Source organism: Siccirubricoccus sp. G192, from assembly GCF_019084075.1.
Taxonomy (GTDB): Bacteria; Pseudomonadota; Alphaproteobacteria; order Acetobacterales; family Acetobacteraceae; genus G192.
Genome location: NZ_JAHREN010000001.1, coordinates 1,393,246 through 1,404,527 on the forward strand (window position 1 = coordinate 1,393,246; position 11,282 = coordinate 1,404,527).

The window sequence follows — 11,282 nt, forward strand, 5'->3', positions numbered from 1 at the left end:
GGCCCCCGCTCACGCGTGAACTCGGCCTATTGCAGATGCGCCTTCGGCCCCAGGATCGCCTCGCGCATGCGGGCCTGCAAAATGGAGGCCTCGCGCGGCGGCAGCACCAGCGGCTCGGTCCGCTCATCCACCTTGATCTGGGCGAAGAGGGGGGCCGTTGCCGGCATGGATGGCCTCGCGCAGCGCCTGCACCTCGGCCGCGGCGCGGATCAGCCGGGTATCCGGGATGCCGGCCGCCTTGGCCATGCCGGCGAGGTCGACGCCGTGCTTGGTATGGGTCTCCTGCATGCCGGTCTCGCCGTAATGCTCGTTGTCCAGCACCACGATGGAGAGGTTCTTCGGCCGCTGCACGGCGATGCTGGCGAGCGAGCCCACGCCCATCAGCATCTCGCCATCGCCGGTGATGACCAGCACGCGGCGCTCCGGCTGCGCCAAAGCGAGGCCGAGGCCCATCATGGCGGCGCCGCCCATGCCGCCCCAGAGCGGCAGGTTCTCCGGGCAGTCGCCGGCCGCGGTGATGTCCCAGGCGGGGGCGCCGAGGCCGCCGATCACCAGCATCCCGCCCCGATCGCGAAGCAGGGTCCGCACCACGCTGCGGCGGCGGAGCTTGCCGGTCTCGCCGGTTTCGATCGTGTCAGCCATGTCTCACTTCCCGAAGGTCTTGGCGCCGATGACGCGCTGGCCGATCAGGGTCGCGGTCGGGCGGTAGGTGTTGAAGGCCATGCGGAGCGTGGCATCGACCGTGGGCGCGATGTCCTCCGGCGCATCGGCGCGCTTCACCAGCGTGCCCATCGCCTCCAGCACGGTCTGGGTCGCATTGCCCATCGGCACCTGGAAGGGGTTGAACTCGCCGTAGTCGCCGCGCATGGTCACGATCATCGGCAGCGGCGTGCGGTGCGCGATCGCCACCGAGAGCATGTTGATGCAATTGCCAACGCCGCTCGACTGCATCAGCAGCACGCCCTTCTCGCCGCCGAGCCAGGCGCCGAAGAGCTGGGCGATGCCCTCCTCCTCGGTGGTCAGGGTCACGACGCGGATGCCGTTGTCGGCGAGGCACCGGTTGATGAGGCGGGAATGCCCGGCATCCGGCACCAGCGCCACCTGGCGGATGCCATGCTCCTTCAGCAGGTCGAAAATCTGGTCCGGCCAATCGGCGGCACCGTCCGGCGCCGTCTCCAGTTGTTCTCGTTGCATAGGCTTCCTCCGTGCCCCGCCGCCGCCGTTCCCGATGATCGGCAGGGACCGGCGGGCCACGCAATGGATGGATCGGCGGCGAACATCCCGCGAAGCCGCCGGGCTGGCAAGGGACGGCACGAGGCGCCAGGATGGCGCCGGGGCAGGGAGGCGGCGGGATGGGCTTCACCCAGGCGATCGGCGGCACGCGCTTCAGCTTCCCGGACCTGCGCTGCCTGCTGGCCCGGGCCACGCCGCCGCGCTCCGGCGATGTCCTGGCCGGGCTGGCGGCGGCGAGCGCGCAGGAGCGGGTGGCGGCGCAGCGGGCCCTGGCCGACCTGCCGCTGGCGCATTTCCTGGCCGAGGCAGTGATCCCCCATGAGGCGGATGCGGTCACGCGGCTGATCCAGGACCGGCATGACCGCGCCGCCTTCGCGCCCATCGCCCACCTCACCGTCGGCGGCTTCCGCGACTGGCTACTCTCGGAGGCGGCGGATGCCGCGGCGCTGGCGGCGCTCCGCCCCGGCCTGATGCCGGAGATGGTGGCGGCGGTCTCCAAGATCATGCGGCTGCAGGACCTGGTGGCGGTGGCAGCGAAATGCCGGGTGGTCACGCGCTTCCGCAACACCCTCGGCCTGCCGGGGCGGCTCTCCATTCGCTTGCAGCCGAACGACCCGGTGGACGACCCGCGCGGCGTGGCGGCGGCGGTGCTGGACGGGCTGCTGCTCGGGGCGGGCGATGCGGTGATCGGCGTCAACCCCGCCACCGACAATGTCGAGACGGTGATGCGCCTGCTTGACCTGCTCGACACGGTGCGGGAGCGCTATGCGATTCCCACCCAGACCTGCGTGCTGTCGCATGTCACGACCACCATGCTGGCGATCGAGCGCGGCGCGCCGGTGGACCTGGTGTTCCAGTCCATCGGCGGCACCGAGGCGGCCAACCGCAGCTTCGGCGTCACCTTGCCGCTGCTGGCGGAGGCGCGGGAGGCGGCGCTGGCGCTGGGGCGCGGCACGCTCGGCGACAACCTCATGTATTTCGAGACCGGCCAGGGCAGCGCCCTGAGTGCGGAGGCGCATCACGGCGTCGATCAGCAGACCATCGAGGCGCGGGCCTATGCGGTGGCCCGCGGATTCGCGCCGCTGCTGGTGAATCCCGTGGTGGGCTTCATCGGCCCGGAATACCTGTTTGACGGCAAGCAGATCACCCGCGCGGGGCTGGAGGATCATTTCTGCGGCAAGCTGCTCGGCCTGCCGATGGGGGTGGATGTCTGCTACACCAACCATGCCGAGGCCGATCAGGACGACATGGATGCTTTGCTCACCCTGCTCGGCGTCGCCGGCGTCACCTACATCATGGGCGTGCCGGGGGCGGATGACGTGATGCTCGCCTATCAGAGCACCTCCTTCCATGACGGGCTCTATCTGCGGGCGGCGCTGGGCCGGCGGCCGGCGCCGGAATTCGAGGCCTGGATGCAGCGCATGGGGATCGAGCGCGCCAGCGGCGAGGGAAGGCTGCCGGCCGGCCTGGCGCCGGCGCTGCTGGGGCTCGGCTGATGCCGGAGCCGGTGCCCTGGGCCGCGCTGCGGCGCTTCACCGCGGCGCGGGTCGGGCTGGGGCGCGCCGGGCATGGCCTGCCGACGACCGCGCATCTCGATTTCCAGGAAGCCCATGCCCTGGCGCGGGATGCGGTGCATTCGGCGCTGGATGTGCCGCGGCTCGCTGCCGATCTGGCGCCGCTCGGCCTGCCGGTGCTCAGCGTGGCGAGCCAGGTGGCGGATCGGCGGGACTACCTGCTGCGGCCCGATCTCGGCCGGCGGCTGCGGCCGGCGGACCAGGCGCGGCTGGCGGCGCCGCCCGCACCGGGGACCTTCCTGCTGGTGGTGGCGGATGGGCTCTCGGCCAGCGCTGTGCAGGCGGGGGCGGCGGCGCTGCTCGGCCATGCGGTGCCGCTGCTGCGCGGGGCGGGGCTGGCGCTCGCGCCCCTCGTCATCGCCGAACAGGCGCGGGTGGCGCTCGGCGACGAGATCGGCGAGGCGCTGGGCGCGGCCATGGTCGCGGTGCTGATCGGCGAGCGGCCAGGGCTTTCCGCCACGGATTCGCTGGGGATCTACCTCACCCTCGGGCCGCGGCGCGGGCGGGTGGATGCGGAGCGGAACTGCATCTCCAATATCCGCCCCGGCGGGCTGGCGCCGGAGGCGGCGGCGGCGAAGCTGCTCTGGCTGGCAGGCGCGGCGCTGCGGCTGGGCGCGACGGGCGTGGCGCTGAAGGACGAGCAGCCCGCCGTGCCGCTGCTCGCGCCATGATCCAGGTCACACGCGGCATCGCCATCGCCGAGGAGGAGCTGAGCGAGGAATTCATCCGCGCCTCCGGCCCCGGCGGGCAGAATGTGCATAAGGTCTCCAGCGCGGTGCAGCTCCGCTTCGATGCGCGGCGCAGCCCCAACCTGCCGGAGGGCGTGCGGGCCAGGCTGGAACGGCTGGCCGGCCACCGGCTGACGCAGGAGGGGGTGATCGTCATCACCGCCCAGCGCTTCCGCACCCGCGAGCGCAACCGGGAGGATGCGCTGGAACGCCTGCTGGCGCTGATCCGCGAGGCCGCCATCCCGCCGCCGCCACCGCGCCGGCCGACCAAGCCGACGCTCGGCTCCAAGACCCGGCGGCTGGAAGGCAAGGCCCGCCGCGCCGGGGTGAAGCAGATGCGGGGGAAGCCGCAAGGGGAATAGCTGGGCGGCTACAGCATCTGCCCGCCATCCACCACGATGGTCTGCCCCGTCACCCAGCCGGCCAGCGGCGAGGCCAGGAACAGCACCACATCAGCCACCTCCTCCGGCGCGCCGAGCCGGCCGAAGGGGATGCTCTTCAGGATGCTGTTGTAGAGGCCGGGCGCGCTGGTCCTGCGTTCCTCCCAGGAGCCGCCGGGGGAATTCGATGGAGCCAGGTGCCACGCCATTCACCCGGATGCCCTTCGGCGCCAGCATCGCCGCCTGGCTGGAGGTGTAGTTGATGAGCAGCGCCTTCACCGCCGCATAGGCCGGCGTGCGGGTGGAAGGCCGGAAGCCCGAGATCGAGGAGACATTGACGATGGAGCCCTTCGACTGCTCCAGGAAGGGCAGGGCGGCACGGCTGGCACGCACCGTCGCCATCACATCCACCGAAAGCCCGGCCTTCCAGCCCTCCTCCGTATCGGTGGAGCCGAAGCCGGAGGCATTGTTCACCAGTACGTCGATGCCGCCGAGCGCCTTCGCCGCCGCCTCGACATAGGCCAGCACGGCGGGGCCATCCGCCAGGTCGCAACTCGCGGCATGCGCCGTCACGCCCTTGGCCGCGATTTCCGCCCGGGTCGCCTCCAGCGGCCCGGCGCTGCGGGCGCAGATCGAGACCGCCGCGCCGGCGCCGGCGAAGCCCAGCGCCACCGATCGGCCGATGCCGCGGCTGCCGCCGCAGACCACCACGCGCTTGCCCTTGAAATCGAACATCCCTGGCCCCCTCCGGCTTGCCTGGAGCATGATGCGTTCACCTTCGTTCACGCATCATGCTCCAGGCCTTTGTTTGATCGCGTGATTCACGCTTTTCGGTGCGAGCACCTCAAGCGATCACGCTCTGGCCGCAGGCTGGCGAAGCCGGGGCGCGGCGGCAAGCCCGGACCTTCAGCCGGCCGGCGCCCGCCGCCCCGCCGCGCCGATCCAGGCCCAGGCGCCGAGCGTCAGGCCCAGCACGCCCCAGGTCACGTTGTAATTGGCCACCGCCATCGCCCCCAGCGCCACCGCCGCGACCCGCACCACGAAGGGCGCGCCGAGCAGCGCCCAGATCCCGAGCCCCAGCGCCCCGCCGCCCCAGACCTGCCAGTGCTGCAGCCAAAGCAGCGCCGCGCGCGGCTGGCAGGCCAGTGGCGCCGCCGCGCCGCCGCAGAGCGCCCCCCAGGCGCGCGGCTCCACATAGGCCGCCCGATAGGCCAGCAGGGCGCCAAGCGCCGCCAGCACGATCAACAACCCGGTCCAATCGCGTTTCGTCATGATCGGGAGCCTGGCATGGCTTGATGGCAGCCGCGGGGCAGGCACATAGGAAAGATGCATCTCCCCCTGTTCGACCGCCGCCCGCGCATCGCCCTGGTGCGCCTGGCCGGTGTCATCACTCCCCGGCCGGGCCTCGGCGGCGGGCTCAGCCTGGCGACGGTCGGGCCGGTGCTGGACCGGGCCTTCGCCCTCCGCCGGCTCTCGGCGGTGTTCCTGGCGGTGAATTCGCCGGGCGGCTCCGCCGTGCAGTCCAGCCTGATCGCCGGGCGCATCCGGCAATTGGCCGAGGAGAAGAAGCTGCCGGTGGTGGCCTGCGTGGAGGATGCGGCGGCCTCGGGCGGCTATTGGATCGCCTGCGCGGCGGATGAGATCGTGGCGGACCCGGCCTCCATCCTCGGCTCCATCGGCGTGATCGCGGCCAGCTTCGGCTTCCAGGAGGCGCTGGAGCGCATCGGGGTGGAGCGCCGGCTGCACACCGCCGGCCGCGAGAAGAGCTTCCTCGACCCCTTCCGCCCGGAACGCCCGGAGGACCTGGCCCGGCTGGAGACGCTGCTCGGCGAGTTGCATGCCGAATTCCGCGGCTGGGTCGCCGCCCGGCGCGGGCCAAGGCTGAAGGCGCCGGAGGAGTCGCTCTTCACCGGCCGTTTCTGGACCGGCCGGCGCGCCGTGGAACTCGGCCTGGCGGACCGGTTGGGCGATGCGGCCGGGGAGGCGAAGCGGCGCTTCGGGCCGAAGGCGCGGCTGATCCCGGTGGCCGGGCCGCGGCCGCCCCTGCTGCGCCGGCTGCTGCCGGGCCTCCATGCCGAGGCGGCGATCGCGGCACTGGAGGAGCGGGCGGCCTGGGGCCGGCTTGGGCTGTAGCGCCGCGGCAGGTGTCGCGAGTTCTTGCAGGCGCAGACCGATCCGAAAGCGGCATATCGCAAGCCCTTGATTGGTTTCTTCCGGCTGATTTCGCTTGATTGGATCAACCAGCAATCAGCACAAGAAATTGAGCCGGGAAAGTAAACCATGAATATTGGAAATCTGCTGCGCGCCGCGGTCATTGGGGGCGCCATGCTGCATGGGGCCTCCGCCCAGGCTGCCATTGCGCTCACATTGGAGGATCCGGGATCGCTGCTCCATGGGCAGGGCCAGGGCAGCCCCTGCGTGATCGGCGGCAGCGCCTGCAACAACCCTGCCGATTTCGGCTACAGGCTGCTGCCCACCGGGCCGGCCGGCGCCAATTACGAGCGGGATTCGCCGGCCTACAAGGTCAAGAACCTGCGCAACCAGGTCGGCAATGTCTTCGCCATCGGCATCGACACCAACACGACGACCTCGCCGCTCGGGACCGAGGTCCTGGATTATTTCACGGCGGCGGTGAATGGCGTGGTCCAGTTCACCTATTCCGGGCCGATCGCATTGAGCAACGCCGGTAACGGCAGCGGCTGGGCCGATCTCCTGCTGACAGGTTTCGACCTCAGCGGTTTCGACCCGCAGGACAGGGTGGTGTTCTCCGCCTCCATCAGCGGCGCCACGGCGGGGCCGGAAGCCTTCTTCCTGATCCCTGTCAGCGTCCCCGAGCCGGCCAGCCTGGCGATCCTCGCCACCGGGCTGCTGGGTCTTGGCCTGGTGCGGCGGCGCCCAGCCTCACTCCGTTTGGCCTGACCCCACCGGGCGCGGGTCCTGGCCGCCGACCTGCCGCAGCCATTCCTGGAGGTTGTAGTAGGTGGTGACGCGGGTGATGCGGCCTTCCGCCACTTCGAAGAAGGCGCCGGCCGGCAGGCGGTAGCGCTGGCCGGTGGCGGCCGGCAGGCCGGGATCGGTGGCCCGGTATTCGCCCGTCACCACGAATTCCGCCGCGGCGCGGCTGCCGCCGGCATCCACCATCACCACCAGGTCCCGGATCGCTTCCCGGTAGCAATGGTCCATCTGGCCGAGGAAGCGGCGGAAGGCGGGCTTGCCGGTCTCGCGCGGGCCCTGGTTCACGTCATGGGTCACGGTTTCGGCCAGCAGGGCCAGCATGGCTTCCCGGTCGCCCCGGTCGAAGGCGGCGTAATAGGCCCGGATCAGGGCTTCGGCGTCGCTCATGCGCGGGGCCTCCGGACTCTGGTGTCCTGCCCCTGATCTTCGCCTGCGAAGATCAGGGACAAGCAGGCCACCAAGCCTTTGCCGGTGTGCCGATCCTGAACTTCGCCGAACTTCAGGATCGGCACGCTGACGGGGGGTTCCTTGCCGGGGAAGGGGGGTGGCCGGTATGTTGCGCCGCAACGGAACGGCACATCGCACCGAATGCACGACGTCAGCACAGATCCGGGCAGGACCGCCGCAACCGCGGCGCGGCCGCCGAGCTTCCAGGAATTGATCCTGCGGCTGCATGCCTATTGGTCCGCCCAGGGCTGCCTCATCCTGCAGCCCTATGACATGGAGGTGGGGGCGGGCACCTTCCACCCGGCGACGACGCTCCGGGCGCTCGGCCCGAAGCCCTGGAAGGCGACCTATGTGCAGCCCTCCCGCCGCCCGGCGGATGGCCGCTACGGCGAGAATCCGAACCGGTTGCAGCATTACTACCAGTACCAGGTGATCCTGAAGCCCTCGCCGCCGGACCCGCAATCCCTGCTCATCGGCAGCTACCGCGCGCTCGGCATCGACCCCATGCTGCACGACATCCGCTTCGTCGAGGATGACTGGGAAAGCCCGACGCTCGGCGCCTGGGGCCTGGGCTGGGAGGTCTGGTGCGACGGCATGGAGGTGACGCAATTCACCTATTTCCAGCAGGTCGGCGGCATCCCCTGCGAGGTGCCCTCCTGCGAGCTCACCTATGGGCTGGAACGCCTGGCCATGTATATCCAGGGGGTCGAGAACGTCTACGACCTGGATTTCAACGGCCAGGGCGTGAGCTATGGCGAGGTGTTCAAGCGGGCGGAGATCGAATACAGCGCGCACAACTTCGAATACGCCGATACCGCCATGCTGTTCCGCCATTTCGCGGATGCCGAGCAGGAATGCGCCGCGCTGCTGGCGCAGGGCCTGGCGCTGCCGGCCTATGACCACTGCATCAAGGCCAGCCATCGCTTCAACCTGCTGGATGCCCGCGGCGCCATCAGCGTGACCGAACGCGCCGCCTATATCGGCCGGGTGCGGGCCCTGGCGCGGGGTTGCTGCGAGGCCTGGCTCAAGGGCGAGGCCGCGTGATGTTGCGGCCCGGCCGGGATTCTACCATATGCCCGGGGCTTTCTACCGGGGCCATGTCATGGGCCAATTGAACCTGAAGGACGAGACGCTGATCGCCGAGGCGAAGGAACTGGCGGCCCTGCTCGGCACCACGGCCACCGGCGCGGTGCGCCTGGCGGTGCATGAGCGCCTGGAGCGGGAGCGGCGGGCGCGGGGTGCGGATCGCCGTGCCGCGGAGCTGATGGAGATCGGCAGGCGCTGCGCGGCCCGGCTGCGGGAGCGGGAGCTCGACCTGCCGGACCACGACACGCTCCTCTACGACCCCGCGACGGGTTTGCCACGATGATCCTGGACACCTCGGCGATCATGGCCGTCTTGAAGCAGGAGCCGGAGGCGGCTGCCTTTGCCGCGGCGATGGCCGGCGCGAGGCAGCCGGCCATGTCGGCAGCAACCTGGCTGGAAGCGGCGATCGTTGCCGATAGTCCGGGCGATGCGGTGGTTTCCCTCGCCTTCGACCATCTGGTGGACGGCATCGAGATCGTGCCGGTCACGGTGGGCCAGGCGGCGCGCGCCAGGCTGGCCTATCGGGCCTGGGGCCGCGGCAGGCATCCGGCGCGGCTCAATTTCGGCGACTGCTTCGCCTATGCGCTGGCGCAGGAGCGGGGCGAGCCGTTGCTGTTCAAGGGCGGCGACTTCGCGCAGACCGACATCACTCCGGCCCTGCCGGCGAGGCCCTGATCCCAATGCCCGAATTGCTGCTTGAGCTCTTCTCCGAGGAAATCCCGGCGCGCATGCAGGCGCGTGCGGCCGAGGATCTGGCCCGGCTGCTGCATGCCCAGCTCGCGGCGCTGATGCCGCAGCCGCCGCGCGCCTTCCACGGGCCGCGCCGCCTGACCCTGGTGGGGCAGATGGAGCGGCGCGCCGAGACGCCCGGCCGCGAGGAGCGCGGCCCGCGCCTCGGCGCGCCGGCGCAGGCGATCGAGGGCTTCCTCCGCAAGCACGGCGCGACGCGCGACGCGCTGACGGAGGCGGGCCAATTCTGGGTGCTGGCCCGGCCGGGCGAGGTGATCGAGGCGCGCGACCTGCTGGCCCGCGCGGTGCCCGCCGTGCTGCGCGGCTTCCCCTGGCCGAAATCCATGCGCTGGGGGACCAGCGGCTTCACCTGGGTGCGGCCCTTGCAGCGCATCCTCTGCGTCTTCGACGGCGAGAAGGTGCCCTTCACCCTGGCGCAGGAGGGGGATGCGGCGCATGGGCTGGTGGCCTCCGACGTGACCGAGGGCCACCGCATCATGGCCGGCACCGAGCCCTTCGCGGTGCGGAGCTTCGCCGAATACGAGGCCGGGCTGCGCGCCCGCCATGTGGTGCTCGATGCCGAGGAGCGCGCGCGGCTGATCCGCGACGGCATCGCCGGGCTCGCGGCGCGCGAGGGGCTGGAGGTGGTGGCCGATGCCGGGCTGGTGGCGGAGGTCGCCGGGCTGGTGGAATGGCCGGTGCCGCTGCTCGGCCGCATCGACGGCGCCTTCATGGACCTGCCCGTCGAGGTGATGCGCACCACCATGCGGGTGAACCAGCGCTACTTCACCCTGCGCCACGAGGATGGCAGCGCGGCGCCCTGCTTCGCGCTGGTCTCCAATATCGCACCGAGCGATGGCGGCGCCGCGGTGGTGGGCGGCAATGAGCGGGTGCTGCGGGCGCGGCTCTCCGATGCGCGGTTCTTCTGGGACCAGGACCGCAAGCAGAAGCTCGTGGATTTCCTGCCGAAGCTGGAAAGCGTGGTGTTCCACGCCAAGCTCGGCACCCAGGGCGAGCGGGTGCGGCGGCTGGAGCGGTTGTCTGAGTTGATCGCGCCGATGGTGGGCGCCGATCCGGTGCTGGCGGCGCGGGCGGCACGGCTGGCCAAGGCCGATCTCGCCAGCGGCATGGTGGGCGAGTTCCCGGAATTGCAGGGCGTGATGGGGCGCTACTACGCGCTGCATGACGGCGAGGATGCGCGGGTGGCCGAGGCGGTCGGCGCGCATTACCGGCCGCTCGGGCCGACGGATGCCGTGCCGCGGGAGCCGGTGGCGATCGCCGTGGCGTTGGCGGACAAGCTGGACCAGTTGGCTGGGTTCTTCGCGGTGGGCGAGAAGCCGACCGGTTCGGGCGACCCCTTCGCGTTGCGGCGCGCGGCGCTGGGCGTGATCCGGATCGTGCGGGAGAACGGGCTGCGGATCGGGCTGGCCGGCGTGGTCGAGCCCGCCGCCGAGGCCTCACTCGATGACCATGTTCAGTTCACCGCCCCTGGCAGGCATGCCGCGGTCACGGACGAAGCGGCGCGCCCGGGCCTGAATCTCGGTGGAGTGGCCGCGCAGGAAGCGACGCTGCTGCCGCTTCCGGGCGTCGTCGCGCGGGAGGTTCTCGACTTCCTCACCGAACGCCTCCGCGTCCAGCTTCGCGCCGAGGGCGCCCGGCACGACCTCGTCGCCGCCGTCTTCGGCGCCGCGCCGGATGATGACCTCGTCCGTCTCCTCGCCCGCGCGGACGCGCTCCGCGCCCTGGTCGAGAGCCCGGATGGCGTGAACCTCCTCGCCGCCTATCGCCGCGCCGCCAATATCCTGCGCATCGAGGACCGCAAGGATGGCCCGCACACCGGCCCCGCCGACCCCGCCCTGCTCCGCGCCCCGGAGGAGATCGCCCTCGCCGAGGCCCTCGCCGCGGCCGAGCCCGCCGCCCGCGCCCGCCTCGCGGCCGAGGACTTCGCCGGCGCCATGGCGGCGCTGGCCGGTTTGCGCGTCCCGGTCGATGCCTTCTTCGATCGCGTCACCGTGAATGATCCGGATTTGGAACTCCGCCGCAACCGTCTGGCTTTGCTCGCCGGGTTGCGCGCGGCCATGGATTCGGTCGCGGACCTGTCGAAGATCGAAGGCTAAACTGCGCCGGACCGGCCCTTCTCCGCCGCGTCC

The 11,282-nt window shown here is 71.3% G+C and carries 16 protein-coding genes; 9 read left to right on the forward strand and 7 right to left on the reverse strand.

What is annotated here, in order from left to right; all coding sequences use genetic code 11:
* Positions 1-26: 26 nt before the first annotated feature.
* The 3 genes from KSF81_RS29200 to KSF81_RS06655 are packed head-to-tail and all read right to left on the reverse strand — an operon-like array spanning position 27 to position 1,194.
* The gene (locus tag KSF81_RS29200) at positions 27-167 is read right to left on the reverse strand and encodes a hypothetical protein (protein ID WP_254453389.1); all 141 of its coding nucleotides are present in this window, start codon (positions 165-167) and stop codon (positions 27-29) included.
* Positions 124-642, reverse strand: a complete 519-nt coding sequence (locus KSF81_RS06650; protein WP_254453390.1) for a thiamine pyrophosphate-dependent enzyme — start codon at positions 640-642, stop codon at positions 124-126. The genes KSF81_RS29200 and KSF81_RS06650 overlap by 44 nt, the downstream gene beginning before the upstream one ends.
* Before the next feature lie 3 nt (positions 643-645).
* Positions 646-1,194: a thiamine pyrophosphate-binding protein gene (locus tag KSF81_RS06655; RefSeq protein WP_217378304.1), complete on the reverse strand. Its 549-nt coding sequence runs from the start codon at positions 1,192-1,194 to the stop codon at positions 646-648.
* A gap of 158 nt (positions 1,195-1,352) precedes the next feature.
* Here KSF81_RS06655 and KSF81_RS06660 point away from each other — a divergent pair, with 158 nt between their 5' ends.
* The 3 genes from KSF81_RS06660 to arfB are packed head-to-tail and all read left to right on the forward strand — an operon-like array spanning position 1,353 to position 3,897.
* Positions 1,353-2,729 (forward strand): ethanolamine ammonia-lyase subunit EutB, encoded by a 1,377-nt coding sequence (locus KSF81_RS06660; protein WP_217378305.1) that lies wholly within the window; start codon positions 1,353-1,355, stop codon positions 2,727-2,729.
* Positions 2,729-3,478 (forward strand): ethanolamine ammonia-lyase subunit EutC, encoded by a 750-nt coding sequence (gene eutC, locus KSF81_RS06665; RefSeq protein ID WP_217378306.1) that lies wholly within the window; start codon positions 2,729-2,731, stop codon positions 3,476-3,478. Before KSF81_RS06660 ends, eutC begins: the two co-directional genes overlap by 1 nt.
* A complete protein-coding gene (arfB, locus tag KSF81_RS06670) occupies positions 3,475-3,897 on the forward strand; it encodes an alternative ribosome rescue aminoacyl-tRNA hydrolase ArfB (protein ID WP_217378307.1) in 423 nt (140 codons plus the stop codon). Before eutC ends, arfB begins: the two co-directional genes overlap by 4 nt.
* Before the next feature lie 8 nt (positions 3,898-3,905).
* On the opposite strand, the gene KSF81_RS29205 is transcribed toward arfB, so the two are convergent.
* The 3 genes from KSF81_RS29205 to KSF81_RS06680 form a co-directional block, all read right to left on the reverse strand.
* Positions 3,906-4,040, reverse strand: coding sequence for an SDR family oxidoreductase (locus tag KSF81_RS29205; RefSeq protein ID WP_309139704.1), 135 nt, complete (start codon positions 4,038-4,040; stop codon positions 3,906-3,908).
* On the reverse strand, positions 3,988-4,650 hold the full coding sequence (locus KSF81_RS06675) for an SDR family NAD(P)-dependent oxidoreductase (RefSeq protein ID WP_254453391.1): 663 nt from the start codon (positions 4,648-4,650) through the stop codon (positions 3,988-3,990). The genes KSF81_RS29205 and KSF81_RS06675 overlap by 53 nt, the downstream gene beginning before the upstream one ends.
* 171 nt (positions 4,651-4,821) lie before the next feature.
* Positions 4,822-5,187, reverse strand: coding sequence for a hypothetical protein (locus KSF81_RS06680; protein ID WP_217378308.1), 366 nt, complete (start codon positions 5,185-5,187; stop codon positions 4,822-4,824).
* Between the two features lie 54 nt (positions 5,188-5,241).
* On the opposite strand from KSF81_RS06680, the gene KSF81_RS06685 reads away from it, so the two are divergent.
* The gene (locus KSF81_RS06685; RefSeq protein ID WP_217378309.1) at positions 5,242-6,048 is read left to right on the forward strand and encodes a S49 family peptidase; all 807 of its coding nucleotides are present in this window, start codon (positions 5,242-5,244) and stop codon (positions 6,046-6,048) included.
* Positions 6,049-6,195: 147 nt separating this feature from the next.
* The gene (locus tag KSF81_RS06690) at positions 6,196-6,834 is read left to right on the forward strand and encodes a PEP-CTERM sorting domain-containing protein (protein WP_217378310.1); all 639 of its coding nucleotides are present in this window, start codon (positions 6,196-6,198) and stop codon (positions 6,832-6,834) included.
* Here KSF81_RS06690 and KSF81_RS06695 read toward each other — a convergent pair.
* Positions 6,817-7,257 carry a ketosteroid isomerase-related protein gene (locus tag KSF81_RS06695; RefSeq protein WP_217378311.1) on the reverse strand — a complete coding sequence of 147 codons (441 nt, stop codon included), beginning with the start codon at positions 7,255-7,257 and terminating at the stop codon, positions 6,817-6,819. The two genes, KSF81_RS06690 and KSF81_RS06695, sit on opposite strands and share 18 nt — an antisense overlap.
* 201 nt (positions 7,258-7,458) lie before the next feature.
* Between KSF81_RS06695 and KSF81_RS06700 the strand changes: the two genes are divergently transcribed.
* From KSF81_RS06700 to glyS, 4 genes are read left to right on the forward strand one after another with little or no spacing between them, the layout of a single operon-like run.
* Entirely contained in the window at positions 7,459-8,361 is a 903-nt protein-coding gene (locus KSF81_RS06700) for a glycine--tRNA ligase subunit alpha (protein ID WP_217378312.1), read from the forward strand.
* Between the two features lie 28 nt (positions 8,362-8,389).
* A complete protein-coding gene (locus KSF81_RS06705; protein ID WP_217378313.1) occupies positions 8,390-8,686 on the forward strand; it encodes a type II toxin-antitoxin system VapB family antitoxin in 297 nt (98 codons plus the stop codon).
* Positions 8,687-8,706: 20 nt separating this feature from the next.
* A complete protein-coding gene (locus KSF81_RS06710; RefSeq protein ID WP_254453392.1) occupies positions 8,707-9,078 on the forward strand; it encodes a type II toxin-antitoxin system VapC family toxin in 372 nt (123 codons plus the stop codon).
* Positions 9,079-9,083: 5 nt separating this feature from the next.
* Positions 9,084-11,249, forward strand: coding sequence for a glycine--tRNA ligase subunit beta (glyS, locus tag KSF81_RS06715; protein ID WP_217378315.1), 2,166 nt, complete (start codon positions 9,084-9,086; stop codon positions 11,247-11,249).
* The last annotated feature ends 33 nt before the right edge of the window (positions 11,250-11,282 follow it).

Bases quoted from the DNA above. Each gene is read 5' to 3' on its own strand.
- KSF81_RS29200 (WP_254453389.1), bottom strand. From the start codon at position 167: ATGCCGGCAACGGCCCCCCTCTTCGCCCAGATCAAGGTGGATGAGCGG.
- KSF81_RS06650 (WP_254453390.1), bottom strand. From the start codon at position 642: ATGGCTGACACGATCGAAACCGGCGAGACCGGCAAGCTCCGCCGCCGC.
- KSF81_RS06655 (WP_217378304.1), bottom strand. From the start codon at position 1,194: ATGCAACGAGAACAACTGGAGACGGCGCCGGACGGTGCCGCCGATTGG.
- KSF81_RS06660 (WP_217378305.1), top strand. From the start codon at position 1,353: ATGGGCTTCACCCAGGCGATCGGCGGCACGCGCTTCAGCTTCCCGGAC.
- eutC (WP_217378306.1), top strand. From the start codon at position 2,729: ATGCCGGAGCCGGTGCCCTGGGCCGCGCTGCGGCGCTTCACCGCGGCG.
- arfB (WP_217378307.1), top strand. From the start codon at position 3,475: ATGATCCAGGTCACACGCGGCATCGCCATCGCCGAGGAGGAGCTGAGC.
- KSF81_RS06675 (WP_254453391.1), bottom strand. From the start codon at position 4,650: ATGTTCGATTTCAAGGGCAAGCGCGTGGTGGTCTGCGGCGGCAGCCGC.
- KSF81_RS06680 (WP_217378308.1), bottom strand. From the start codon at position 5,187: ATGACGAAACGCGATTGGACCGGGTTGTTGATCGTGCTGGCGGCGCTT.
- KSF81_RS06685 (WP_217378309.1), top strand. From the start codon at position 5,242: ATGCATCTCCCCCTGTTCGACCGCCGCCCGCGCATCGCCCTGGTGCGC.
- KSF81_RS06690 (WP_217378310.1), top strand. From the start codon at position 6,196: ATGAATATTGGAAATCTGCTGCGCGCCGCGGTCATTGGGGGCGCCATG.
- KSF81_RS06695 (WP_217378311.1), bottom strand. From the start codon at position 7,257: ATGAGCGACGCCGAAGCCCTGATCCGGGCCTATTACGCCGCCTTCGAC.
- KSF81_RS06700 (WP_217378312.1), top strand. From the start codon at position 7,459: ATGCACGACGTCAGCACAGATCCGGGCAGGACCGCCGCAACCGCGGCG.
- KSF81_RS06705 (WP_217378313.1), top strand. From the start codon at position 8,390: ATGCCCGGGGCTTTCTACCGGGGCCATGTCATGGGCCAATTGAACCTG.
- KSF81_RS06710 (WP_254453392.1), top strand. From the start codon at position 8,707: ATGGCCGTCTTGAAGCAGGAGCCGGAGGCGGCTGCCTTTGCCGCGGCG.
- glyS (WP_217378315.1), top strand. From the start codon at position 9,084: ATGCCCGAATTGCTGCTTGAGCTCTTCTCCGAGGAAATCCCGGCGCGC.